Source organism: Helicobacter bilis, assembly GCF_001999985.1.
GTDB lineage: Bacteria > Campylobacterota > Campylobacteria > Campylobacterales > Helicobacteraceae > Helicobacter_A > Helicobacter_A rappini.
Window position 1 is genome coordinate 552,720 of sequence record NZ_CP019645.1, and the last position, 24,568, is coordinate 577,287.

Here is a 24,568-nt window from a genome sequence, read left to right on the forward strand (position 1 = left end):
ATAATGATAATATGAAAAATTTTGTAGTAATGGCAAAAAATCTTACATAAAATTTATGTTTTTGTGCTTTGAATTGCGTTTTATTTACTAAAAAGTTTTATTCGAAAATACTCTGCCGATATTAGATGTTTGTTCGTGCTTTTAATTCAAGTTTATTAAGTTCGTTTTGAATACAATAAATATCATAAACTTTATCTCTTTTATCATTCATTTTTTAGTTCTACCGAGCTTTGTTGGTGTTAGTGTTTTTCCTTGTGCATGTGCTACAAAATTCTTGTTGATAGTTTTTATGTCTTTAAAAATTAAAAGCAAGTATTGCATACATATATACTTTAAACGCTTTATATGTTTTAACTTATGTTATAATCCTTACATGCTTAAAGCATATCAAAACTACACTTAAGCATATAATGTAACTTTTCGCATTTATCGCAATGTATGCAATTTTTACAATTTTTACCGCTTGTAGCTTCGCAATTTATGCAATCTACACAATTACTACAATTAACACATTCAAAGCAATTAATACAATTATTACAATTAATTAACCCTTTGCTATGTTGTAAAGCTTCATTTTCATTATAAGCCTTTGCATTCCATTTGTTATTGTTATTATCTACATAATACCCTTTTTCTAGTTTTAATTCCATAATCAAACCTTTAATAAAAAATCAATCAAATAAACATTTAAAAACATTAAACCCTTAATCCTTAGCTATAACAAAGTAATATTACATAACATAGCATTACATAACACTATATAACATTACATGATTTATAACTAATAAGCCTTATAACCTCATCATGTAATATATTTGCTTAATGTTGAGGTTAGCAAAAAACATAACATGTAACATAAAAGCTAAGTAAAGCCATACACATATAAATCAATCAAAGCATATAAAAGCACATACACATAATAAAGCCTTTGCATGTATATTAATGCCTTGCTTATAGTTAGAATGTATGCCACACTAAGAGCCGAGCATAAAAGCACATTTAAGCCTTTGCAAACACATAACGCATACATATTAAAACCTTAATGTATCATCATCATTAGTAGGATTTAATACATATAAATCACTATTATTTACTACTTGTTGCAATGTGTTTTCATGTGCTAATTTGTCTATATAATTAGCCCAAAATTGCATTAGCTCCCGTCTCTCTAGCATTCTTTCGCTATGGTTATAACTTTGTATTACCATATTTCCAACACTATGGGCTAAGCACATTTCAATAATGCTAAAATCTAGCTTATGTTTTGGTGTTAAGTCATATAATATTGTTGAGAATGTGGAGCGGATTCTGTGTGGAGCGTTTAGCTTGTGTATGTTTAGATACTCTTTATAACTCCAATATAAAAGCGGCTTGTTATATGCGTTATCTATTGACTTTTGATATTTATCTCTTATGGTGTTGTCTTGTAAATAACGACATATAAAAGCCTTAATGCTTACATAAGGTATTTTATACTTGTTAGCTAGTTTTGTTTTAGTTTGTCGTGTTATTAAGCCTTGTTTCTGTAACTCTAAATACTCATCTAGCCCTTTAATTATTTGTCTTTGCATTCTTACCTTATCACTTAAAGCACATGAAAATACATATTTGTCTAGCTTTTGCTTATACATAAATTCTAGTATTTCAAGTGCTTGACTACTTAAAGGTAATTTAAACTCTTTATTGAGTTTCATTTTATAAGCAGGTATCACTAACATTTTATTTTTAAAATCTATATCCCCCCATTCTAAGTTTAAAATATTATGTATTCTTAAGGGCATATACATATTAAACTTATACATCACTGCAAATAGTCTGTAATCTAGCGTTTTATATTTTGTGAATTTATCGCTATATGTATGTATATCTAAATCATTAAATAAGGCTTTATTGCTATATAAAACAAAGCTTTTTAACTCATCTTCATGTATTGTTTTATAATGCCTTTTTTTATTTCGAGGCTTAAATAATATCTTGTATTCAAACCTATCGCATACGCTATAATCTATATAATCATAAGATACGCAATATTTAAATACTTGTCCAATAATTGCAAATATCTCAAAGCATATAGCTAATTTATCCCTTACTTGATAGCTTTGCAAAAACTCTATAATATCGCTTTTAGTAATATCTTGTATTAGCTTATTTCCAAACTTAGCTAAAAAATGCTTAATGTGCCTTTTGTAATTTTGCTTTGTTATATCCCTTATATCCCTTTTTTCTATCCACTCATTAAATACATGATTAAAAGTAAGCTTTGTATTTTTATCTTTATCTTGCATGTATTGCAAGTAATCCTTAAGGCTTAATCCTTTTTCTTTAAATTCTAAGCTTTGCAATATAGAGTTATATTCTGTTGTTATATCCCTTGCTTTATCAAGGCTTATATGTGGATATTGTCCTATTGTAAGCTTATATATTCTATTGCTAGACTTATATTTGAATATAAAAGCCTTAGATATGCCTTGCTTGTTTTGTCTTAAGTAAAGATATAAACCCTTACAAGTGCTATCGCTTACTAATAAATCTTTACTTGCTTTGTTATTAGCATTAGCTTTATTACTTGCTTTATTAATGCTATTTTCAAAGCTTGTTATAACCCTTTTTATATCATGTAGTGTTGTATATTGCATGTTTATCATTCCTTATAAAATAGTGTTTGTTATCTACTTTATAAAGTATGTTTAGTAGTGTTTGTATGTAAGGGTGTTATGCTTTGCATGTGTATTAATGTTTATGTATTGCATACTAAGAGCCGAGCATAAAAGTATATGTAAGCCTTTGCATGTGTTAAGCATTAATATTGCATACTAGCATATACATTACACACATAATAACATTAATGCTTATGCGTGTTTTCACAAATACAAATAAAGCTTTTACAAAATGCAAAGTATATAAAACACTTGATACAAAATCATTTTTAAAGCGTTACAAATTAATTAATACTTTGATACAAATTAAAATTACATAAGCAAACAATGCTTTAATTTTTGCATTCTCTACTTAATGGATTTTATAAGCTTTTATTGTGTAGTTTTATATGCTTTATTAGCACATAAAACATACTTTAATAAGTGAAAAATTTGTATAACCTTTTGTATAACCTTTTAAAGCTAAAAACAATAGATTATGCGGAATTATAAGGAAGTGGTTACTTGATATAGCTTTATTTTATTTTGCAATATGAGAGCATACACACATTAACACAATATAAAAAACCCTTTATTTAAGGCTTTTATGTGTTTGTGTGTTTTTGAGTGTTAGAGAGAATGTTTTATTGTGTGTTGCTAAGTGGATATAAAAAAGCATTATTAGAATTTAGCGACTTCTGCAAAAAAGAAATAAATCCTACAAGAACGCTAAAGCGAGAAATACACACAGAGTCGATAAAAGCTATGCTTCGCTACATGCTAACACATAAAGGAAATAATAGCCAATACAAAATAGATTCAATCTTTGAGCAATTACAATTTGAAAAAACACTCTCTACAAAACAATTACACGAAATAAAACAAGATTTAATCGAAACAAAGATTCAAGAATTCTTACTTAAAAACTTTGGAATAACGCTTACAAACAATAACGAAACGCTAAGCTACAATCAAAGCCTAACCAACAACGCAAAGTCGATACTCCCGCCACAGCAAAAAGACATTCTTACGCTATTTTAAAAAAACCTTATTTTTACCGCGTTGGAAACGCATTTTTTTATCGATAAGACAAGCTTTGCTCGGCGTTTGATAAAAAGACAATGTAGGCTTCCTTAGAAGCCATACCTTTTACGCTCTTTTATAAGATTTTATAGAATCTTATAAATATTTATAGGGAATAGGGGAAAGTTCAACAATTTATGTGGAAAATGGATAGAATTTTATGTTTTTTGCTTTTATTTTATGCATCCTTTCGTTTTTAAAGGGAATTTTGATATGTGATAGTCAATGCAAACTTAAAATTTAAATATAAAAGCTATTTATAATTTTTTAAATAAGTAATAAAAAGAACTTGAATAATAAAATTAATAACATTTAGCTAACATACAAACTAATCTCGCAAGCTAGTCTAGCCATAGATATTTGTGATAATCTTTATAAAAAGCAATTAGAATCTACAATTACACAAGAAAAGCCAAATTGGAGAGAACGACTTAAGGCGTTAAAACCACAACAAGAGGAGAATATGAAGTTAAATATAGATATTTCAATATGTAATGATACTACACAATATGCTACAAGTAATTGGGAGATAAAGCATATAGATAGCCTAGAGCTTTAGCTGTTGTTGTAAAGACTAATCGCTATTCTAATGCGATATTTAAGGATAATTATCGCAAGGGAGAGAATGTAAAAGGTTTTCATAAGCTATTAATCTTTGATATTGATAATGAAGAGAATATGCCCTATTTAAGCATACAAGACGCAAAAAAGCTTTTAGAGAATAAAAACATTCAAGCCCTTATAATCCTAAGTAAGAATCAACAAAAGATAAAAGGCGATAAAAAGGCAGTGGATAGATTCCGCATTATTATCCCTACACAAACACCTTTAAACTTATTAGATTCTAAAACATTTAGAGAGTTTCAAGCATTAATCTCAAGGCAATTAGGGCTAAATAGCTTTGTAGATACAAAGGCTTTGAGTGATAGAGCCAGATATTATGATATGAGTCCAATTAGTGCCCCACCTTATATTATCGATAAGGGCGATATAATAGATATTAGAGAGTTTGAGAAAAAAGCTATTTTAAATATACAAGAAAAAGAAGAGACAAAACTACAAGAATTAGAAAAGATTAAAGCAATAAAGCAAAATCCTAATGCCTTTAAAAACATGCCACTATTAGACCAAACACAATCTTTAAGCTATCTTAGTGAAAATGGCTTTAATGCCATTCTAAACACACCTATAACAGCCCTTATAAGACATTATGAGACAATTAAGAGTGAATACAATGATGGCTATGATATGATAAAAACAGAAAAAGCAAAATATGCCATTATAAAAGATTCTAATCTAGTCCATGATTTTAAAAGCGGAGAAACCTATAATCCCTATACTTAATGTAAGCAAAATAATAAGCAGCAATAACGCCAATAAAATCGCACGAGAGTTTGAGAATCTAAGCGGGGAAAAAGTGCTTGAGACAAATATATCTCTTATACACGAGCAGCTAAATATCGCATTAAAACATGCCAAAAATGATAAAGAGTTAGAAAATAGCTTAAAGCAAAGCTTTAAAGTAGAATATGTAAAGTTTAGCTATGGAAGTAAAGAGCCATATCTAATAATAGCTGATAGAAAAATCACACAAGAGAATCTAGACTTTTTAGCCATTCTTAAAAAGCTAAAAGAAAATAGAGAAAAAGAAGCACAACAAAATAAAACACAACAAAATAAAAAAGGCTTAGAGAGATAGAATCTTATTTGCTTTAATGCTTATAAACAACACAGACTTATAGCACATAATACAAAGATTCTATATTTAGATTCTAAAAAGCAAAATAGTTAAAGCATAAAATATGATAATTTAATATTAATCAACATAATTTATCATGAATTACGCATATATAAAGTTATAACGCAAAGCATAATGCCTTTATAGTATAAAATACTGAAAAAAATTATAATATTTTGATACCATTTTAATCCACATCATTAACAAAAAGGCTACTTAATGGTTACGCAGCAAAATTTAAAAGAAGTGTTAGAGTTACTAGGTTTCATCGCAAAGGGACAGATTTATACAAAAATCTACACAAATAACGCAAAAATAGAAGTCGATTTCGCCACGCAAAAAATCAATTATGAGCCACTAGATTCTAACTTCAAAGAGGGCAAATATCCAAGTATAGATAATGAAAGCAAAGGCTTTATAATCCACAGAAACACAACCACAAATTTTAGCTCTAATGAAAATTTTGTATGCCTCTTATGTGTTGATGCCCTGCTTTCTAAAGGCTATGAAGCAAGGCATATAATCCTAGAGCCAACCTTTGAAGTCGGGCATAATCAGCAAGTCTATGGCGATATTTTAGTGCTAAAAAAGATTGTATTATTGGATATACTATTGGTTTAATGTTGTTGCTTAATTTATCAATAACACTAAATATTATATCTTTTCTTTTCACACTCTTTTGCTCATACTTTGTGGCTAATGCACCACTATTACCTAAGTCTAAAATCACAATAGGTTTATTAATGAATGAAGCTTTGAAGCAAGGTGTTTTTTCTTGTTTATCAAAGTAAGCAAAGAATACAACTATTTTATCCCTCCAACTCTCCCTTATTTGATATTTATTATTTCCCCCATTCCCCAGATTCTTTAGTCCCAGTATTGCTCTATTTGCAATAGTGATATTGCTTATTTTCTCATCTATATTGCTATCAGTTATATCAAATACCATATAAGCGTATTTGATATATTGTCTAAACCTTGTATCTTTGAGATTATGTGTAGGGATTAGCTCTATGGTGTCGTTGTAGATATTTGCTTTGAGATTGGATACTCCATATTCATATTCAAAGCTTAGTTTTGAACCATTAAAGCTAAAATAAGCTTGTAAGAGTTTTAATTCTTTTGTGCTTTTATGTTTCTTTTGTATATTTGTAAAGCTCTCATATTGATTAAGGCTTAATTCAAAGTTACTTTCATCAAAGTTATTTCTATCAGGAATAAAGCTTAATTTATCTATAGTATCTTCTTTCCCTACATAGACATTATGCACTATAAGCTTTCCGTTATTATCACTTTTGCCTTTAGCTACCACCCTTTTAAATCTATGATTATAAATATATATTGTTGTATTTCTTAGGAGATTCCCACTTATACCATTATGGCATTTCTCTATCTCTATAGTAAGAGGTATAGAATCTGCTATGGGTTTGATGTGTAATTGTTTAGATTCTGTCTTATTTGTCTCTTTAGATTCTTTCTTAGAATCTAACGCTTTTTCTTGCAATGTTTTATAAAAGGTTTTATCTCTATCTAGGTAATTAGGAAAGCTTTGCATAAGCATAATAGTTTTAAAATAACTACTCTTAAGATTACTTGCTTCTTTACAAAGTTCTTCAGATTCTACTTCTGTAAGCTCTCTTAGCTCTATATAGTGATTGCGTATAAGATAATCATTGATTCTATCAATCTTTAGTTTGTATTCTTTTTCTAAGCGTTCTATTTTTTCATTTTCTGCTTTGTCTTTTTGTAATTGTTCGTCTTCTTCTGCAAATATTACATCATTAATAACACCAGCTATTAATGCTCCTGCTACTGCACCTATTATTGTGCCTACAATAGGTGCAGTAGAGCCAACTGCTGCACCAGTAGCTGCTCCTGTGGCAATGCGAGTGAGGAGGGATATGCCTGTTTTGACTGCAAGTTTGGAAGTAGTAGCTAAACCAATTGAAGTTTCTACTCCTAATTCAATTAATGTTCTTTGATTTGACTTACCTTCTGCTTTTTTGTAAAGAAAGTTTAGGATTCCAAAATTCATCATTATGTTAATCTTTGGAATCTTTCTTATCTTGTTTTCTATGCCATTATTCTTAAGATGTTTATCAAGTGTTTCTATGGATAAATTTTCTGCAATTACTAATCCATTAGAAATAACAACTCCCGTTGTTCCAAAGTCTCGTCTGTGGATAGGAATCTTTTTAAAATCATTGCAATGACATTCTAAACCTTTATAGATATTTTTGTTTTCAACCATTATTTTTCCCCTTGCGTAAAATATCAATTTCGCAAAAATTTATATAATTATTTGGCACTCCATCTTTAAAAAAAGAATTATTTTTGAAGCAATTATAATCATTTTCATTCATTTGTATTAAACTATTCTTTAATGTATGGCTTTATGATTTCATATATTTCTTGTATATTTGTATTGCTAAAATCAATAAAAAAATATTTTGGCAAAATTGATTGGATTGTTAATGGTCGTATTGCAATAATGGTATCAAAACTAATCTTAATAATTTCATCTTCTTCACCCATATAAAAAGTCCCCAATGGTAAAACCATATCAGACCCTATGTATTTTTGAAGTATAAAATTATTTGTAGTGATTTGTATAGTTTTGATATTGATAGATAAGAAGATGCCAAACAAATAATAAAATATTATCAAAATAATGGGCAAAAATATCAAGAAATTCAATTTATCAAAATATGCAAAAATAGCATAAATAAGGAAACACGATATGCAGAATCTAAAAAGAATACTCCATAAAAAATTGATACAAAAAAAGATATTTTTTATCCTTTTTAGCTCCCAGATAGTTTTATCTTTAGCTTCGCTCACATTTTGCTCCTCATTACTCCATAAGGTGCTATATCTCCAGCTATTCCTAAATCCCTACGATTGATAGGAATCTTCTCAAATTTATTACAATGACATTTTAAACCTTTATAAATCACCTTATTATCAGTCATTTTTTGCCTCTTTTCGTAAAGAATCTATTTCCTCAAGATATGTGAGCCTTTCTTCATTTTTTAAGGTTTTTCCAATCCTTATATATTCTTCATCACTTAAGTTAAGCATATACTCTGTTAAGTGTGGTTTCATAAGTTCATAGATTTTCTCAAAAAAAGGACCTATATCTATATTACCTATAAGTATATCTGGTATATAAAAGACAATATCACGATTCCAAGTTACAAAAGCATAATCACTACTAAGCACTACAAATGGTGAATTGGCTGATATAGAATAATAAGCATAAAAACTTCCAAATTGCAAAATAATATCCTTGGTAAAGTGATATGTAACGACCATCTTATCTTTTGTAAAATATAATCCCTTGTAATTGAAGGCGGAGAAAACATTTTTAATTATAAGAAGATAAAAAAGAATGAATATTGCTATAGCAAGAAATTTGCCAAAAGAATTATCTGCGGTGTGGATTTTTGGGATGGCAAAATATGAGATAAATAATGTAGCTATAATTCTAATCCCACAATATAAAATTAAACCAATTTTTGATTTTTTTGATTCCCAAATAATCTCATCACCATTAGAATCTAGCTTTATATTGTCTTTGTTTTTAGTGTCGGTTGGTTTTTTAGATTCTAGTTTGTTAGATTCTGTGCTTATAGAAGTTTCTTGTATAGAATCTCGCTTTATAGATTCTGTGGGTTTTGTCTCATTGTTAGATTCTAACATTGTAGGATTTATATGTTTTTGGTTGTTAGATTCTCTACTCACTCTTAACCTCCCCACCTTTTACTACTAAACCATTGGAATTTATAACTACTTCAACTCCACCTGCTTTTAAGATTATTTTATCACCCGAAATCGTTATAGTGGTTTCACCTACTTTGTATGCAATTTCATTTCCTGCCTGTATGGAGCAATCGCTTTGTAATTCTAGTGTAGTATTGTCGGCTTGAAGTGAATATTGTTCTTCTATATTATGTTGCATCGATTTGGCATTAGTGGCAAGATTTTCTTTTACATTGGTAGAGAAGTTTTGCTGAATATCAAGAAACATTTCTCGTTGAATGTTCTGTGTCAAACTCCCCTCAATATGCTCTTGTCTCTCCCCTTTTATTATTGCATTAGAATCCCCCTGTATAGATTCTGTATAATTGCCCTGTATTTCTACCCTCTTATCCCCTCCAACACTCTCACTACTATCATTAGCTACTCTTAGTTTATTACTAGCTCCTACATTTAGAGTATGAGATAAGCCTACTATAGTATCTTTGCTTAGGGCTACATTAGTTAGGTATTCTGCTCCAACTCTTACATCTTTTAAACCTAATATTTCTTGCTTATGATATTTAGTGATAGATTCTGTGTAACTTCCTTCTACTTTAGAATCTTTATTGTTGTGTATGGTTTGAGAGAAATTATGCTTGATTGTTTCTGTGTAGTCTTTTTGTGCTCTTATATAGATTTCTTCATTATCTTTTATATTTGATAGGGTAAGTTCATTATAACCTTGTTCAATGATATTTGGTTCAATGGTATTTGCTATGTTTGCTACAAACTTTCTAACTCAACAAGATAAAATTCCAACTTTCTATCCATTGCAATGAGATACTTAGGAAACTTTGCAAATGAAATATAAGGATAAGCTTCAAGTAGCTCTTTCGATGAAATGACAAATGTATGTAGCTTATCCCCTAATGCGATAAATTGCATTTCATTTGTCTTTTTTGATTCAATATATACAAATGTGGGTGTTATGTAAAAATCAGTATTGGAGTTTGCTTTAATACGATAGAGAAGTTTATATGTATTAAAGTCATAAATAGAGACTTGATCATCTGTTTCAAGCACAATATATTTTTGATTTTGTGAAAAATGTGCCGAACTAAACCTAGTATTTGAAAATATTGGGTTTTCATTAAATGTTTTAATAATATCAAGCGTCTTTGAAAAGAGAAAAAACTTGCCTTTTTGAGCAATTAATATTAACTCTTTGTCTGCAGATATATCTGAAAGGCCCGCATTCTTAAACGATAGATGTTTATTGTTTGTTAAATCCCTAATATGCAAAATAACTTTACTAGAACTAAGCATGCTAGCATGATAATAATCATAACAAATCAATATATTGTCTATTTGTCTAGGGTTGGCTATAAATAAACTCGCACGCTTTTCAGCTTCACGCGTACCATTGCACTCTAGGGCTAATTGGCTAGCTTTCTCGTCTAATTCGCCATAGTCCAAAGAGGGTGGAATGTATTTTTCCATATCTTTTTGGCTTAATGAAGTGATGCTTTTTATAGCAATGTTTGTTGTTTGCAAATCACTATTATGACTACAAGCATGTAAAAAACATACGACAAAAAACAAGAGGCAAAGTTTTATATTCATTATTCATATTCTCCCAATTCATAAGATATAGGCAAGATTACCAAGCTTCCAAAGTTATAGCTCAGGTATTGTTGTAACTCTCTATGTGGCACTTTGTAGTTATCATATCCCCAAGTTATAGCATTTTGTGTAATGGTGACATTATCTCGTATGTGAGAATTTATGTCTTTGCCATTACTTTGTGGTATAGTATTCCATACTATCCAATGGCTTTTGAATTTAAAAAAAGTTTCTTTCTCAAAGAGTAATCCTGCATTAATCAAATCTTTTGTCTCTTACTTCATATTTGCGTATAGCAAAATTTAATCCTCTATCTACCATCTTATTATCTCCTTAGAATATTAATGGCAACCAACCCTAAAATAAACCACAATACATGCCACAAAAGCACAAATTGCAAGAAAAATGTAAGTCTCATAGCCCCACTTTTATATGCCACAAACGCTAATGTAAGAAAGCCTAAGATAATGATGAGTAATTTTAATGTATTAGATAAATGCAAACTTAAAACTTGAATGCCAAAGCCACATAATGTGATGATTATCGCATTCATAGGGACATTAAACAAACAAAAATACAATATAAAAAGCAACATTGCAACACACAAGGCTTTAAGCTTTGTCAAACTACTAAAAATAACTGCCACTACAAACCCGCAGCACACCGCCAAAATATCATAAATAAGTGAATAACTTATATCAAACAAGATTCTAGCAAACATTAGAGTAACCGCAAAACATAGGCTAGTAATCGTTGGATAATAGATTTTCCTACAATATATCTTTTCCACCAGAATCCTTTGATAAATTTGATATTGGATAATCAGTAACCCTCAAGGTTTTATAACCGCAATTTTTGATAGAAATCTCATCAAAACAATCACTGACCGTTGGCTTATAATATCTTTTTTCAGCCCAATTTACACCTCTTAGAATCATTGCATTGTTGCTCGCAATCATTCACCCTAGCCTTACTTTTTATACGATACAAAAGAATAATTTCTATATACATAAGCCAAAAGGTGGTAAAATGCAACAATAAACTTACTAATCTATAGCTAGAAAATACCAAGCAAAAAATAACACAATACGCTACAAAAATCACAAAAATGATAAGAAAGAATTTTGTGTCTTGATATTTTATGTATAAATAGTAGCAAAAAATGCTATACATAAAAAGCGACCAAAATGCTATGTTGATTAGATGCGACATATAAAGCCCAAAAATAGCCCCTGTATTACGATATACATACAAATCTATTTCATTAAATAGCCTAAAGGCTATAAAGTTAATAAAAACAATACCATAATTTGCAACTAATAAGCCCACAATAAAATTGATAAGTATTGAAAACAAAAAAGTTAAAAATAATGCGATAGACTTTTTATTCATAAATTACCTTATTGTTAGAATCTAAAGCCAAAAGACATGGGTTTGGTTGTAAGTCTATAATCTCATATTCATCGTGTGTAGGTAGCGACTTCGTTTTTTTCTTTATATATTTTTGTATAGCAAACTTTAATCCCCTATCTACCATTTTATTATCATAATTATCAGCAAGTTCATCTTTTGGGATTGATAAAATACCTAGTTTTCTTAAAGTACCTTTTGGCAAATTGCCATCATAAAAGGCATATTTATTGACTATAACTGCTTCTTCAGCATCTTTTTGTTCAGCAAATGGTGCTTCTAAAGAATTGCGATACACTCCAATGGCATAAGGTATCTGTCCCACTGCATCAGCCCAATATGGAATCCCTTCCATTGAGACAAGAATAAAACCTCTAGCACCTTTTGGAAGTTGCTTCCAATCACCACTGCCACCACTACGAAAAGATGAGCTAAATCTATCCACTTCCGCAAACTCCACAATATCCCTCCAAGTAAAATACAATACACCAAGTTTTTGACATTTTTCTTTATCTTTTAAGTCTGGATTGACATCTAAAAGCTTATGATATTTCTCTGCGCTGCTTTCAAACCATTGGATCCCTTGTAGTTTATATAACCCACTGACACTAAGCCTAGTCTCTGTTCTATCTTTTCTCTCTATACTAAAGAGATAGATTCCCTCTTTGTTGAATATTTGTATTTTCTCTTCCCTCACCACAAACCTATGTACCAATTTAGTATACCCTTTCTTTTTGTCTTTAATGATAATCTCTTGTATATCTTTTGTGAATTGCTCTAGGCTTTCTTTAGAATCAAAGTTTAATGTCATAGTAGTATTAGATTGTGATAGTGTAGATTCTGGTTGTAAGTCTTGTGTTTGTCTTATCTGTTGTGTGTGCTGTATTTGATTGGATTTTGTTTGTGTGGCAGTCTCTAAGGATAAAGCATACTCACTTTCTTTGGTGAGATTTTCATCTGTATAGATTTTAAGAGAGGTTGAGTTTTCTTGTAATTGTATATAATATTCTTTTTGTGTTTGATTATTAGAATCTTGATTTAATAGGGTTTTTAAAGCGTATGTTTTAGTGGGGTTTGAATAGTGAGACACATTGAGCATTTTACCATTAAAATAAAATGTAGGTATCTTAGCAAAACTTTCTACACACAAATGCCCATACTCATAACTTCTACATATTTTCCTATTGCGGTTTATAGGGTATGAATAATAATCTGGGTGATTGATTGTAATTTCAAATCTATTGATATTTTTAATGTGTTCTTGGATATTAAAAAGAGTTTCTCCTTGAAAATTTGTTTTATTAGGCAAAGCAATCTTTTGCCCTACTTTTTGCCCCATAGCTAATAAAACAACTTCCGCATTAGGAATAGGCTTCCCATTGGAATCTACAATCTGTATTCTTAGCATATCTTTACTATACTCTTGGGTGTTTTCTCTATTTGACATTTGTTCTCCCCATTAATTCCTAGTTAATCTTATACTATAAATATCGCTTTGTAATATTGGCATTGTCTTTTTGTAAAATTTGCTTGGTTTTGTTGCAATCTTTTGTGATTTGCTTCTAAAGCCTTTCATAATGTATTTTCTTGCTTGATAGCTATCGGTATATCGATTGATGATTCTTGTTACAGAATCTACACTAGCCCTAGTATCAGTATTAGTCTTAACAAAAAATAGGTTTCACTCATGCTTTTTTAACGCCCCATTAGATTCTAAGAGATTATCCTTAGCGGCTTTGTCAATTACATCAAATATCACTTCGGCATCATCATCAAATGGAGAGTCTGGATTTAGTGGTTTCTTATTCATTATGAGTTGGTAATAACCTTTTGGATTCGGATAAAAGATTTGTTCAAAAATATTTTTATATTTAGGATTATTATAAATAAACTCTGTGATTTCTCGCAGGGCTTTGTTGTATGGATAGCAATAACATTGTGCGGCTAATGCAGAATTTAATCCAGAGCTTACATTATCGTCAAACTTTGTATTTGGGCATACCTTACCTCGCTCTTTAAGCATTGTTAAAGAAATATTTTTAATGATTGTTTTATCTTTTAAATCTATATGTTTGATTACTGCTTTATAATAACTTGAATAGAAATTATCAATAATGGCAAAATAAGAAGCAGGTATCATGCCCACACCACCACATATATCCATTTCAGATTCTGAAAGTTTTGGCAAATCACAATCAAAGCTAGGCTTAATGTTATCTTGTTGCAACATTTCTTCAAGGCTTAAGGCATTGAGGCTTGAGACCAAAATAAATACAATATAAAATTTATTCAAAATCTTTAAATATTTCAGCATTTTTTATCCTTGTGTATGTTTGTTGTCTTTCTGCCAAATTATTATACCAACCATTAATTCTTTCAGTAATTAACCTTAGGTTTTGACTCACATTATTTAATGTAATAGTTCCACCTGTGCCATTTCGATTTTTGGTAAAACTATATTGTGCATGAATAATATCTTGGTTTCGCGATATTATAAAGATTTTGCTCATTGATTCTGTATGTATTCCAAACCCACACCGCACTAAGCAAAGCATACACTCCAGAATCTGTAACTAGCTGTGGCTGTGCCTCAAAATCTATATCACTACTTAGCCAACCTTGATTGTGCAAATATCTTGTGCAAGCATGATAATTATCTTTAAAGGTTAAATGCAACAATCCTCTCCCTCTAAAGTTATAGCCATCATCTGTGTTGGGTCTATTGCCATATCGATTGTAATTTTTGTTGGCATTTTCTTTAGAAATACTTTCAGCAAGTCTTAACTGCCCAGCCCAAGTCTCTACCCAACTTTGTGCAAAGAAATGCTCTAGTCTTGCTCTAGTATCAAGATTGTAGCGCATATACATAGGTTCATTATTAGTATGGAGTCTATTAAGCTCATTTACCATATCTTTTAATTTTTGCACTTTAGCATTTACTTCATTGTAATGATTTCTTTGTGCTTGTGTGGTGGGCGTGGTTTCTAATATCGCATAATTAATACCATTAAACACTCTTTTTAGCATATCGTATCGAAAACCTCTTATGATAAAGTTTGCATGGAATGCCAAAAAATGATCACGCAATGAATGTCCTCAACACACTTGATTATAAATTTCTATAATCAATACCTTATCTCTTATTTGTTGAAAGATTATATATCGTCCAATAGGGTATGTGTTATCAACTTCACCGCATTCGTATTCTTCTTCTATAATAAGTGTTTTATAATCTTTCCAAGTATAGCGTATATATGGTGTTATAATATCTTTATAAAGTGCAATAGTCGTGTTTACTAAAGGCATATTGCCCAACATCTGAGACATAACCCCATCTTGCTGATACCATTGTTTATAAGCATCTGATATATCACTTGAATTGATAAATACTTTTCGTGCATTTTGTAGTCCGCCTTGACACAAACTTATTTTGCAATCTTTATCCATACATGCAGGGATAAAGCCATACAACCTTATGAGCAGATTATCGCTTTCTTTGCAATCCATACTTTGCCATTGCAATGCGTGAGAATCTTGTGCGTAAATACAAAAAATAAAGCATAAAAAAAATATCAAATGTCTCATTTTACTCCCTATGCAGTATTCGTGAAGCATTATATTGAACATTTTTTTCTTCATTCGTTAATTCATTGTGATTTTTGTAATGGAAAAAATAGGCAGGATTGATTCTGTAACGGGGAATTCCATTATTTTGACTAGATGATATTTCAAAGTGTAAATGTGGTCCATAAGTAGAGCCAACGCCACTTACCCCACTATATCCTATAATTTGTCCAGCAACTACTTCTTCCCCATCTTCTAACATACTTGTTGTGCTTAGATGAGCATAATACAAATAAAATACTTCACTATTTTCATTACTATCACTTTCTCTTAAGTTACCTTTAATATAATATGGAGAATAAGTAGAGTTTCTTAGCTTATGTTTCATAATTTCTAAATCTAATCCTGTTATTGCTATTAGTATACCATTACCATAGCCTGTAGCAAAACGTTTTTTTATTACCTTTCCATCCAAACATGCATACACAGGTGTTCCGATATTTGCAAACAAATCTATGCCTTGATGTGGTCTAGGTTCTCTTTGTTGTGTAGAGGTATTATATCTGTAAAATCGTATATGCATAAATGTAGCATTTTGTGGATTATTTATTTGGCTTTGTGTATATATCGTTATTTGTGGATTTACAATCGGATTATGCCAAGTAACAATCCTCCATTTAGGCTTCTTTAACACTTCTTCCCCACTCTCATTTTGTAGTATATCCTTAGGACTAAAAGCAAAGACCATGATTTGTTTATTATAGCTATGCCATTGGTGTTCTATGAGATTAATTTCTATTTGTTCACCTCTGTGTTTTTGATTATTTCTTTTAAAGAATTGTAGTTCACTTAGTAAGATACTATCGGTATTATACTCCTCTGTTTGTGAGAGTTCTTTATATGCCCAATAGGTTTGTTGCTTTTGTGCATTAAAGCTTTCTACACTCATAGAATCTGGCTTTATATAATTGGCAGTGAGGACTACTCTGTGTTTTTCTGTTGTATGGGTATTACTATCTGCTTTTTGAATCTCTCTGTGTAAATAGAGAGATTGTAAATCTGTGTTAGAGAGAATATGGGTATATTCTACTAGAAGTGTTATTGGAATTGTATTATTAGATTCTATAGCATTACTCATTAAGGCTTGATTGCTAAACCTCTGTATGGAAGCTATAAAGCCATTTATTTCTTTAGCTAAATCAATCCCACCAGCATTGCCATAGCTTTCTCCTCCATGTATATAAAAGCCTTGTCTTTTTGTGCTAGATTCTGTAGTGTTAGTGCAGTCTTTATCTGTATAGATAGGGATATTATACTTCCCCCATTGCTTCTTGCCTTCTTTAGTTCTTGAGAGAGAATACCAAGTATTATTGTATGTTCTTATGCCACTTTGTTTATCATCTGTGCTTCGACTAATGTTTATATAATATATCCCCTCTGGTATTGCTCCTTTATCTTTTTGCTTTTGATAGTCTTTATCTAGGCAAAAATATTGAATAATGTTTTGTGCAGAATCTGTATATTCATGAGCAACAAACTTCTTGTAGCTCTTATTGTTTTGTAAATCTACCTTTTCTTGCTCACTTAGGGCATTGCCGCTATAGGCTTTAAAAGATTGTATGATTTTATTATTTTGATGGATTTGGAGCTCATAGCCATTAAAACACAAAGAAGGTTTACCAATAAGATTAAGAGTAATGGTTGGATTGGGGGTGTTGGAGTAGTTATTTGTTGTTTTTATGTTATCGCCTTTTGCTTTTTCTAAGAATCTTGTATCAAGGATTTTGAGCTCAAATGTGTTGGCATTACTAGGCAGATTAAACCGCAATACTCCATTTTGGCTTATGCTCTCTTGCGTTTCATCTTTTGGCTTTTTAGAATCTTTTGTATCAAGAGGAGTAAGTCGTATGCGGACATTGTTTAATGGCGTAAAGCTATCCTCAAGAAAGACCTTGATAGTTAATATAGTTTGTCCTGTCATATTGCTTTTCCTAATTTAACTTATATTGTTCTTGTTATTTTAGCTATTTTTATGGATTGTGAGGTTTTTGGGTTACTCGCTTGTATATTTGCACTCATTCTAATGTCTTTGTATGACATCACTTTCTTTGCTACTATACTCATCTGCTTACCTCTCCCATTGTCATTGGTTCTTTTCACTGCAGTCTTGTCATTGCGTTTCTCTATTTTGTAATATTACAGCATTACCACTCTCTAATCTTTGCAATAACTCATCATTTATAGAATCTAAAGGGATAAGATTCTCTTTCTTTGGGTCATCTCGTGGTTGGCGGTAGTAGATGTGGGTTGTATCTATAATTTCCTTATCAATATATTCATCAATATGCCCTAGTTCCCTACTATATTGATGTAGATAGAATCTATTCTCAATAAGCTTAAAAGTAAGATAAGTATTGGTGATATTACCTATTCTGTCTTGCCATAAAGAAGTGAGAGTAAAGAAATCATTTTTGTTAGCAACGATACCTATATTGTCACTAAAGCAAAAACCTTGCATGATTACATCACTATCAAAAATGCTTATACAACTATATTTCTTAACAGCTCTCCCTAGCTCATCATTGTCCCAATTAAATAAAGTTATTAAAATAAAATCTTTCTTGTCCGTATGTATATTATAAGATTTTGTGATGATATTTTCTTTATTATAGGGTAGGTTTAGAATATACTTTTGCTTCGCAATATCCTCAAAACTATTAGCAAAGACTAGAGATGCAAATATCAAAAAAAATATACAATTACTACAACCAATCCTCATCAAATATCCTATCATCTCGTATCCTTTCATATTGATTCCACCTTGCTTGATAGCTATCGGTATATCGATTGATGATTCTTGTTACAGAATCTACACTAGCTCTCGTATCAGCATTAGCATTTACAAAGCAGTTATTCTGCCTCCAAAAATACGCCGCACTCATTATAGCATAACCACCATTTTCAAAGAGTAGGTTTGGATTTACTTCAAAGTCTATTGCATTGTCTATCCACTCCCATTCTCTAGCTCTTATTGTGAAATTTCGATAGTTGTTTCTCCCTGTAAGATGAATCATTCCTCTACCTCTAAAGTTATAGCCATCATCTTGTCCTATCATTTAGAATCTACCTTGACGATTAATTTGCCTGTTTCATCAATTAAGTTGTCAATATAAAGTTTATCAAGTAGCCTAGCCATATCATCTTTAACACTGATATTTTCAACTTCCTTTGCATATTGTAAAAATATAGAATCTAAAAGCTTTGGGTTATTGAAAGCGAGATACTTGCTTAATTCTTGTATCCCATATTCATATGCTACTCCAATATAATCGTGTGAACACATTTGGATTCCAGCACCGCTTGTAAATTTCTTATTACATTCACCTATATATTCCCGTTTTTTCATCGCTTCTCTTGCTATGTTTTTAATCTCTTGCTTTTTATATTCAGATATGTGTTGCATTATGAGGTGGTAGTAGCTAGTAAAAAAATTATCTAAAAAGATTATTGTGGGACTTCTTGCCATTCCACAACCTGCAGCGCAACTTATCACTGCTGCGACTTCATCGCTACACTCAAAATCATCATCAATACTAGGCTCTAAACTCTCTAGCATTCTTTCCTCATTGTTATAGAAATAATCATATATGCCTTCTTTCTTGTTTGTATCATGAGCATACACTATAAGCACTATCAAGCACATAAATATCCATTTTTTCATTATTTGCTCCTTATGTTTCAAAATCCTTAAAGATATTTTGAGATTTAATTCTTGTATGTTGCTTAGTTCTATCACTTAGCCCATTTGTGCCACCATTTATGGTAAGACTAATTGCTAAAACACTTTTTGTAGTATTTACATTTTCTTTTGTGATTATTATATTACCATTAGCTTCATCATCTATGATCTCATAGAGATGCTTTCCTTTAAATATTAAAACTTCTTGATGTTTTTTGGCATTGGGATAGCATTTTCTATCATTCCAATAATACACCGCACTAAGCAAAGCATACACTCCAGAATCTGTAACTAGCTGTGGCTGTGCCTCAAAATCTATATCACTACTTAGCCAACCTTGATTGTGCAAATATCTTGTGCAAGCATGATAATTATCTTTAAAGGTTAAATGCAATAATCCTCTACCTCTAAAGTTATAGCCATCGCCTTGTCTCATTACTTAGAATCCACCTTGACAATCAACTTACCTATTTCATTAATTAGGTTGTCTTGATACAGAGAATCTAGTATTTGCTCACTAATGCCATTTTGTAGAATCTGCTCCGTATGATTTAAAAATATGCTATGCAACAAAGTTGGATTAGTTTCCGCTAAGACTTTTGATAATTCCATAATACCCAAACTATACGATCGAAATACGCTATCATTTTTTAAGATTTGGCAGTAGGCACTACTCATTTGAGTATCACATACAATAGCATTAAAATCTTTATCCCTTTGTTTCATCGCCTTTTTTGTTATGGATCTTATATTATCTTTGTGTAGTGTAGCGGTATACTGCATAATCATTTTGTAGTATGATGTAAAAAGATTATCAATCAATATCAATGCAGGAGTAGCAGCCATACCAGCATTTGCAGAAAAACAGATATATTCCTCTACACCATCTATAGCCTTAGCACAATTAAAGCTAGGCTCTAATTCTCCCATTTTGGCTTCATTCTTAGAATAATATTCAAAGATACCAAGAGAATCTGCCCCAAAAGATAAACTGGATAGTAATGTAATAAGCAAGATTCTAAGCATTTATTGCCTCCTTAAGTGATTATTGATTGTCAAACTCTACAAATATTTGATTATTTCTAATCCTATTGTGTGAATCTCTTCTACTTGTTAAACCTTTTCTTCCACCATTTACAAGCACACTGATTGTTCTTTGGGCTTGTGTCAGGTCAATTTCTTGCTGTGTGTCCTCATCTATTGTTGGGATTATAGTATTACCATTAGCTTCATCATCTGCTATTTCATAGAGATGAAAATTTCTCCAAGCTGGAATACTAACATTGACTCCATTAGGATAAGTTTTTGTATTCCAATAATACACCGCACTAAGCAAAGCATACACTCCAGAATCTGTAACTAGCTGTGGCTGTGCCTCAAAATCTATATCACTACTTAGCCAACCTTGATTGTGCAAATATCTTGTGCAAGCATGATAATTATCTTTAAAGGTTAAATGCAATAATCCTCTCCCTCTAAAGTTATAGCCATCATCTGTGTTGGGTCTATTGCCATATCGATTGTAATTTTTGTTGGCATTTTCTTTAGAAATACTTTCAGCAAGTCTTAACTGCCCAGCCCAAGTCTCTACCCAACTTTGTGCAAAGAAATGCTCTATCCTTGCCCTAGTATCAAGCTTATAATGCACAAACATAGGTTCATTATTAGTATGGAGTCTATTAAACTCATTTACCATATCTTTTAGTTTTTGCACTTTAGTATTTACTTCATTGTGTTGATTTCTTTGTGCTTGTGTGGTGGGCGTGGTTTCTAATATCGCATAATTAATACCATTAAACACTCTTTTTAGCATATCGTATCGAAAACCTCTTGTAATGATTTTATATTTAGGCTTCTTTAACACTTCTTCCCCACTCTCATTTTGTAGTATATCCTTAGGGCTAAAAGCAAAGACTATGATTTGTTTATTATAGCTATGCCATTGGAATCTACAATCTGTATTCTTAGCATATCTTTACTATACTCTTGGGTGTTTTCTCTATTTGACATTTGTTCTCCCCATTAATTCCTAGTTAATCTTATACTATAAATATCGCTTTGTAATATTGGCATTGTCTTTTTGTAAAATTTGCTTGGTTTTGTTGAAATCTTTTGTGATTTGCTTCTAAAGCCTTTCATAATGTATTTTCTTGCTTGATATTTCTGTATTGTCCTACTCACTCTTAACCTCTCCACCTTTAACTACAAGTCCATTAGAATCTATAACTACTTCTATGCCACCAGCTTTTATTATAACAGAGTCTCCTTTGGTTGTGATAGAAGTATCCAAGCTTTTTAATATAAGTGTGCTGATAAGAAGGGCAGTATCATTAGTATCTAAAGACAGAAGATGGGAGGCTAGAGAACTTGTAGGTTACTTTTACTGAAATCCCAAATCAAATAAATGCACATTTTTGCCTATTTGTTTGAAATAATAAACTGTGTATTCTAAACTCACAAACATTCTATTCTTATCTATCCAAAGAATACAATAATGCCAAAGATCTTCGTCTATCGTTAGGCTTGAAAACTCATCTAAATTTTCTTTATATCTTTGTTTTTCTTCTTCTGTGAGTAGTAGGGGTATCTTTGTGGCAATATCAAACTCTACAAAGGGAAAATAATCTTTTGTAGGCATTTTTGTGGGATAAATGAGTTCTAGAAAGGATAAAGTGTTTTCTTCTTTATAACCATTAATGTATTCTAGATGCTTGAGATGATAAATATAGGGAATGGTTGAATTATAATAAGTGTATTCTGTGAGTCTGGTATCACTTAGCCAACCATATTCTTTAAAAGGTTCTTCTAAGGGTAAATTATCAAGAACAATGAAACCTGTATCATATTCTCTCTCCCTATATATTTTTGTCGTTGTATCACTAAGTATTCTACTTTTGTCTGCTACACATTTGTCTATAGATGCAATGAGGCGTGTAATATACCAATCTTTAATGATTTGTTTTCTTAATGTTATGTCCTTAGGGAGTTCTTGATGTTCTTCCTCATAAGTATCTAATCCTCGTGCAATATATGGCATTCTCTCTCCTTTATTCTTTAGGTAGTTTGCAAGTTGTTTTGCAAACTCCTAGTTGCTCTTGCTTTTCGTCTTCGCTAAATTCGCTGTAAAGCTTTTTACATTCTATATAGTATGCTGGATTAATTCTATTTGTAAGCCCTTTTTCTACATTATCTGTATCCCTTATTTCAAAGTGTAAATGCGGTGCTTTTGTGCCTTTTGCATTGCCTGATGTCCCACTTAAGCCTAGAATCTGTCCTGCGACCACCTTATCTCCTTTTTTCACATGAACTTCTGATAAATGTGCATAGAAGAGATAATAAGATTTTGCCTCTTTATTGAATTTCTCTTGTTCTATTTCGCTATTCTTTTCATTAACACTCCCATTGTTATTATATGTAACATATTGCAATTGGTAGTTTATGAATGCTCGTCGTATTTTTAGAATCTCTAAGCTAGATTCTGTAACTTTTAGGGTAATGGTGTATCCATAACTAGAAGAATTTCCTATGCTTACCACCTCACAATCTAGTGGGGCATAAAGCTTTGTGCCAATCTTTGCAAATAAATCTATGCCTTGATGTTTTTTTGAACCCCTTTTAGTAAAATATCCAAACATAGCAGTTTCTATTCTATCACTGTTCCCACTAAAACTAAACAATGTTACTCTAGGATTTACAATAGGATTATGCCAAGTAATGATTCTCCATTTAGGCTTCTTTAGCACTTCTTCTCCCTTTGCATTGATATTTCTATCTGTATCTAAAAAAGCAAAGACTATGATTTGTTTATTGCAGTGCTGCCAATCATAGTCTTTTAAATTAATCTCTATATTTTTTCCTTTATAATCTTTTTGTCTTTTTTGAAAGAGTGTTATATCCTTAATCCTTACTTCCTCAAGGTTATACTCCTCTGTTTGTGCTATTTCTTTATATCCCCAATAGGTTTGTTGTTTTTGTGCTTTAAAGCTTTCTTCACTCATAGAATCTGGCTTAGTGTAATTAGCAGTGAGTGCTACTCTGTGTTTTTTTATTGTGGGAGTATTATTTGCTATTTGAATCTGAATCTCCCTGTGTAAATCGACAGATTGCAAATCTGTGCTAGAGAGAATATGGGCATATTCTACTAAAAGCTTTATTGAAAGTTTATCATCTTTGGCTTGATTGCTAAATCTCTGCAAGGAAGCTACAAAGCTATCGATTTCTTTAGCCAAATCAATCCCACCAGCATTGCCATATTTATCTCCCCCATGTAGATAGAAGCTATCTCTTTGTGTGGTGGATTCTAGTGTATTTGTGCAATCTTTATCAGTATAGATAGGGATATTATATTTACCCCATTGCTTTTCACCTTCTTTAGTTCTTGAGAGAGAATACCAAGTATTATTGTATGTTCTTATGCCACTTTGTGTATTGTCTGTGCTTTTGTTTATATCTATGTAGTAGATTCCTTCTGGTATTGCTCCTTTATCTTTTTCTTTTTGCCATCCTTTATCCAAACAAAAATAAGAAATAGCATTCTCTTTTTCTTTATAACTTACAAAGTTTTCATATCCATATTGCTCTTTTAAGCTTTCTTTTTCTTTTATGCTTAAAGCATTTCCACTATAAGCCCTAAAATAATCTATCACTTTATTGCCATTATTTATATAGAGTTCTTTCCCATTGAAATATAGGCTAGGCTTAGATAAGAGATTAAGAGAGATTGTATTATTTGTATCATTGTAGCTATTTGTAGTTCTCTCCATATTACTTTTCGCTTCTTTATAAAATCTTTCATCAAAAACTTCAAATCTAAATTTGTTAGCATTATTAGGAAGAGTAAAGATTGCTTCTCCGTTTTTAGAAATTTGTTCTTGCTGTTCATTCTTGGGTGTTGTGGAGTCTTTAACATGCAGCGGAATAAGTGTTATTTTTACGCCATTTACAGGAGTGAAAGCATCTTCAAGATATACTTTGACTTTTAATTGCTGTGTTTTTACCATCTATTGTCTCACTTCATTAGTTGTTCTTTATATT

General features: G+C 31.0%; 27 protein-coding genes. 4 read left to right on the plus strand and 23 right to left on the minus strand.

All coding sequences use genetic code 11. From position 1 onward, the window contains the following. Nucleotides 1-862: 862 nt before the first annotated feature. Both XJ32_RS11670 and XJ32_RS02550 read right to left on the minus strand, forming a co-directional pair. On the minus strand, nt 863-1,030 hold the full coding sequence (locus tag XJ32_RS11670; protein WP_155761430.1) for a hypothetical protein: 168 nt from the start codon (nt 1,028-1,030) through the stop codon (nt 863-865). A 1-nt stretch (nt 1,031) separates the two neighbouring features. Further along, on the minus strand, nt 1,032-2,636 hold the full coding sequence (locus tag XJ32_RS02550; protein ID WP_077388256.1) for a tyrosine-type recombinase/integrase: 1,605 nt from the start codon (nt 2,634-2,636) through the stop codon (nt 1,032-1,034). Between the two features lie 639 nt (nt 2,637-3,275). Here XJ32_RS02550 and XJ32_RS02555 point away from each other — a divergent pair. The 3 genes from XJ32_RS02555 to XJ32_RS02560 all read left to right on the plus strand — a co-directional run bounded on the left by XJ32_RS02555 (nt 3,276) and on the right by XJ32_RS02560 (nt 5,418). Continuing rightward, nucleotides 3,276-3,677, plus strand: a complete 402-nt coding sequence (locus tag XJ32_RS02555; RefSeq protein WP_155761431.1) for a hypothetical protein — start codon at nt 3,276-3,278, stop codon at nt 3,675-3,677. Between the two features lie 720 nt (nt 3,678-4,397). Further along, a complete protein-coding gene (locus XJ32_RS12620; protein ID WP_254422435.1) occupies nt 4,398-5,063 on the plus strand; it encodes a hypothetical protein in 666 nt (221 codons plus the stop codon). Then, on the plus strand, nt 5,023-5,418 hold the full coding sequence (locus XJ32_RS02560; protein ID WP_254422436.1) for a hypothetical protein: 396 nt from the start codon (nt 5,023-5,025) through the stop codon (nt 5,416-5,418). The genes XJ32_RS12620 and XJ32_RS02560 overlap by 41 nt, the downstream gene beginning before the upstream one ends. Nucleotides 5,419-5,953: 535 nt before the next feature. Here XJ32_RS02560 and XJ32_RS02570 read toward each other — a convergent pair. The 19 genes from XJ32_RS02570 to XJ32_RS02660 all read right to left on the minus strand — a co-directional run bounded on the left by XJ32_RS02570 (nt 5,954) and on the right by XJ32_RS02660 (nt 21,398). After that, on the minus strand, nt 5,954-7,708 hold the full coding sequence (locus XJ32_RS02570; RefSeq protein ID WP_077388258.1) for a hypothetical protein: 1,755 nt from the start codon (nt 7,706-7,708) through the stop codon (nt 5,954-5,956). A gap of 122 nt (nt 7,709-7,830) precedes the next feature. Then, on the minus strand, nt 7,831-8,019 hold the full coding sequence (locus XJ32_RS11675; protein WP_155761432.1) for a hypothetical protein: 189 nt from the start codon (nt 8,017-8,019) through the stop codon (nt 7,831-7,833). A 402-nt stretch (nt 8,020-8,421) separates the two neighbouring features. After that, nucleotides 8,422-9,201, minus strand: coding sequence for a hypothetical protein (locus XJ32_RS02580; protein ID WP_077388260.1), 780 nt, complete (start codon nt 9,199-9,201; stop codon nt 8,422-8,424). Next, on the minus strand, nt 9,194-9,976 hold the full coding sequence (locus XJ32_RS13395) for a bacteriophage T4 gp5 trimerization domain-containing protein (protein ID WP_077388261.1): 783 nt from the start codon (nt 9,974-9,976) through the stop codon (nt 9,194-9,196). The genes XJ32_RS02580 and XJ32_RS13395 overlap by 8 nt, the downstream gene beginning before the upstream one ends. Nucleotides 9,977-9,981: 5 nt before the next feature. After that, nucleotides 9,982-10,698, minus strand: coding sequence for a hypothetical protein (locus XJ32_RS02590; protein WP_155761433.1), 717 nt, complete (start codon nt 10,696-10,698; stop codon nt 9,982-9,984). Nucleotides 10,699-11,146: 448 nt separating this feature from the next. After that, nucleotides 11,147-11,611 carry a hypothetical protein gene (locus XJ32_RS02600; protein WP_077388264.1) on the minus strand — a complete coding sequence of 155 codons (465 nt, stop codon included), beginning with the start codon at nt 11,609-11,611 and terminating at the stop codon, nt 11,147-11,149. Then, a complete protein-coding gene (locus XJ32_RS11680; protein WP_155761434.1) occupies nt 11,592-11,780 on the minus strand; it encodes a hypothetical protein in 189 nt (62 codons plus the stop codon). The genes XJ32_RS02600 and XJ32_RS11680 overlap by 20 nt, the downstream gene beginning before the upstream one ends. Nucleotides 11,781-12,205: 425 nt before the next feature. Further along, nucleotides 12,206-13,678: a nuclear hormone receptor family protein gene (locus tag XJ32_RS12630; RefSeq protein ID WP_254422438.1), complete on the minus strand. Its 1,473-nt coding sequence runs from the start codon at nt 13,676-13,678 to the stop codon at nt 12,206-12,208. A gap of 234 nt (nt 13,679-13,912) precedes the next feature. Then, a complete protein-coding gene (locus tag XJ32_RS02615; protein WP_020995579.1) occupies nt 13,913-14,545 on the minus strand; it encodes a hypothetical protein in 633 nt (210 codons plus the stop codon). A gap of 140 nt (nt 14,546-14,685) precedes the next feature. Beyond that, complete coding sequence (locus XJ32_RS02620; protein WP_077388266.1) at nt 14,686-15,318, minus strand: hypothetical protein; 633 nt, start codon at nt 15,316-15,318, stop codon at nt 14,686-14,688. Nucleotides 15,319-15,327: 9 nt separating this feature from the next. Continuing rightward, on the minus strand, nt 15,328-15,816 hold the full coding sequence (locus XJ32_RS02625; protein ID WP_077388267.1) for a hypothetical protein: 489 nt from the start codon (nt 15,814-15,816) through the stop codon (nt 15,328-15,330). Between the two features lies 1 nt (nt 15,817). After that, nucleotides 15,818-17,776, minus strand: coding sequence for a peptidoglycan DD-metalloendopeptidase family protein (locus XJ32_RS02630; RefSeq protein WP_077388268.1), 1,959 nt, complete (start codon nt 17,774-17,776; stop codon nt 15,818-15,820). A gap of 20 nt (nt 17,777-17,796) precedes the next feature. Further along, nucleotides 17,797-17,919, minus strand: a complete 123-nt coding sequence (locus tag XJ32_RS13140; protein ID WP_302475945.1) for a hypothetical protein — start codon at nt 17,917-17,919, stop codon at nt 17,797-17,799. A gap of 46 nt (nt 17,920-17,965) precedes the next feature. Next, nucleotides 17,966-18,589, minus strand: coding sequence for a hypothetical protein (locus tag XJ32_RS12395; RefSeq protein ID WP_174566007.1), 624 nt, complete (start codon nt 18,587-18,589; stop codon nt 17,966-17,968). Beyond that, complete coding sequence (locus tag XJ32_RS02640) at nt 18,558-18,911, minus strand: hypothetical protein (protein WP_077388269.1); 354 nt, start codon at nt 18,909-18,911, stop codon at nt 18,558-18,560. Before XJ32_RS02640 ends, XJ32_RS12395 begins: the two co-directional genes overlap by 32 nt. Beyond that, nucleotides 18,908-19,516, minus strand: coding sequence for a hypothetical protein (locus XJ32_RS02645; protein ID WP_077388270.1), 609 nt, complete (start codon nt 19,514-19,516; stop codon nt 18,908-18,910). The genes XJ32_RS02640 and XJ32_RS02645 overlap by 4 nt, the downstream gene beginning before the upstream one ends. Before the next feature lie 10 nt (nt 19,517-19,526). Further along, on the minus strand, nt 19,527-19,970 hold the full coding sequence (locus tag XJ32_RS12400; protein ID WP_077388271.1) for a hypothetical protein: 444 nt from the start codon (nt 19,968-19,970) through the stop codon (nt 19,527-19,529). Continuing rightward, entirely contained in the window at nt 19,970-20,560 is a 591-nt protein-coding gene (locus tag XJ32_RS02655) for a lysozyme inhibitor LprI family protein (RefSeq protein WP_005220052.1), read from the minus strand. The genes XJ32_RS12400 and XJ32_RS02655 overlap by 1 nt, the downstream gene beginning before the upstream one ends. A gap of 19 nt (nt 20,561-20,579) precedes the next feature. Then, the gene (locus XJ32_RS02660; protein WP_077388272.1) at nt 20,580-21,398 is read right to left on the minus strand and encodes a hypothetical protein; all 819 of its coding nucleotides are present in this window, start codon (nt 21,396-21,398) and stop codon (nt 20,580-20,582) included. A 286-nt stretch (nt 21,399-21,684) separates the two neighbouring features. On the opposite strand from XJ32_RS02660, the gene XJ32_RS11690 reads away from it, so the two are divergent. Further along, nucleotides 21,685-21,921, plus strand: a complete 237-nt coding sequence (locus tag XJ32_RS11690) for a hypothetical protein (RefSeq protein WP_155761435.1) — start codon at nt 21,685-21,687, stop codon at nt 21,919-21,921. Here XJ32_RS11690 and XJ32_RS02665 read toward each other — a convergent pair. Together XJ32_RS02665 and XJ32_RS13145 are read right to left on the minus strand one after the other, a co-directional pair. After that, nucleotides 21,915-22,571, minus strand: coding sequence for a hypothetical protein (locus XJ32_RS02665; RefSeq protein WP_077388273.1), 657 nt, complete (start codon nt 22,569-22,571; stop codon nt 21,915-21,917). The two genes, XJ32_RS11690 and XJ32_RS02665, sit on opposite strands and share 7 nt — an antisense overlap. 10 nt (nt 22,572-22,581) lie before the next feature. Next, on the minus strand, nt 22,582-24,534 hold the full coding sequence (locus XJ32_RS13145) for a M23 family metallopeptidase (protein ID WP_077388274.1): 1,953 nt from the start codon (nt 24,532-24,534) through the stop codon (nt 22,582-22,584). Nucleotides 24,535-24,568 lie beyond the last annotated feature (34 nt).

Bases quoted from the DNA above. Each gene is read 5' to 3' on its own strand.
- XJ32_RS12620 (WP_254422435.1), top strand. From the start codon at position 4,398: ATGCCCTATTTAAGCATACAAGACGCAAAAAAGCTTTTAGAGAATAAA.
- XJ32_RS02590 (WP_155761433.1), bottom strand. From the start codon at position 10,698: ATGGAAAAATACATTCCACCCTCTTTGGACTATGGCGAATTAGACGAG.
- XJ32_RS02640 (WP_077388269.1), bottom strand. From the start codon at position 18,911: ATGATAGGACAAGATGATGGCTATAACTTTAGAGGTAGAGGAATGATT.
- XJ32_RS02550 (WP_077388256.1), bottom strand. From the start codon at position 2,636: ATGCAATATACAACACTACATGATATAAAAAGGGTTATAACAAGCTTT.
- XJ32_RS02630 (WP_077388268.1), bottom strand. From the start codon at position 17,776: ATGACAGGACAAACTATATTAACTATCAAGGTCTTTCTTGAGGATAGC.
- XJ32_RS11675 (WP_155761432.1), bottom strand. From the start codon at position 8,019: ATGGTTTTACCATTGGGGACTTTTTATATGGGTGAAGAAGATGAAATT.
- XJ32_RS02655 (WP_005220052.1), bottom strand. From the start codon at position 20,560: ATGCTTAGAATCTTGCTTATTACATTACTATCCAGTTTATCTTTTGGG.
- XJ32_RS12400 (WP_077388271.1), bottom strand. From the start codon at position 19,970: ATGAGACAAGGCGATGGCTATAACTTTAGAGGTAGAGGATTATTGCAT.
- XJ32_RS02665 (WP_077388273.1), bottom strand. From the start codon at position 22,571: ATGCCATATATTGCACGAGGATTAGATACTTATGAGGAAGAACATCAA.
- XJ32_RS02555 (WP_155761431.1), top strand. From the start codon at position 3,276: ATGTTTTATTGTGTGTTGCTAAGTGGATATAAAAAAGCATTATTAGAA.
- XJ32_RS13145 (WP_077388274.1), bottom strand. From the start codon at position 24,534: ATGGTAAAAACACAGCAATTAAAAGTCAAAGTATATCTTGAAGATGCT.
- XJ32_RS13140 (WP_302475945.1), bottom strand. From the start codon at position 17,919: ATGAGTATAGTAGCAAAGAAAGTGATGTCATACAAAGACATTAGAATG.
- XJ32_RS02615 (WP_020995579.1), bottom strand. From the start codon at position 14,545: ATGCTGAAATATTTAAAGATTTTGAATAAATTTTATATTGTATTTATT.
- XJ32_RS02645 (WP_077388270.1), bottom strand. From the start codon at position 19,516: ATGAAAAAATGGATATTTATGTGCTTGATAGTGCTTATAGTGTATGCT.
- XJ32_RS12395 (WP_174566007.1), bottom strand. From the start codon at position 18,589: ATGATAGGATATTTGATGAGGATTGGTTGTAGTAATTGTATATTTTTT.
- XJ32_RS12630 (WP_254422438.1), bottom strand. From the start codon at position 13,678: ATGTCAAATAGAGAAAACACCCAAGAGTATAGTAAAGATATGCTAAGA.
- XJ32_RS02570 (WP_077388258.1), bottom strand. From the start codon at position 7,708: ATGGTTGAAAACAAAAATATCTATAAAGGTTTAGAATGTCATTGCAAT.
- XJ32_RS11680 (WP_155761434.1), bottom strand. From the start codon at position 11,780: ATGATTGCGAGCAACAATGCAATGATTCTAAGAGGTGTAAATTGGGCT.
- XJ32_RS11670 (WP_155761430.1), bottom strand. From the start codon at position 1,030: ATGTATGCGTTATGTGTTTGCAAAGGCTTAAATGTGCTTTTATGCTCG.
- XJ32_RS02625 (WP_077388267.1), bottom strand. From the start codon at position 15,816: ATGAGACATTTGATATTTTTTTTATGCTTTATTTTTTGTATTTACGCA.
- XJ32_RS02560 (WP_254422436.1), top strand. From the start codon at position 5,023: ATGATTTTAAAAGCGGAGAAACCTATAATCCCTATACTTAATGTAAGC.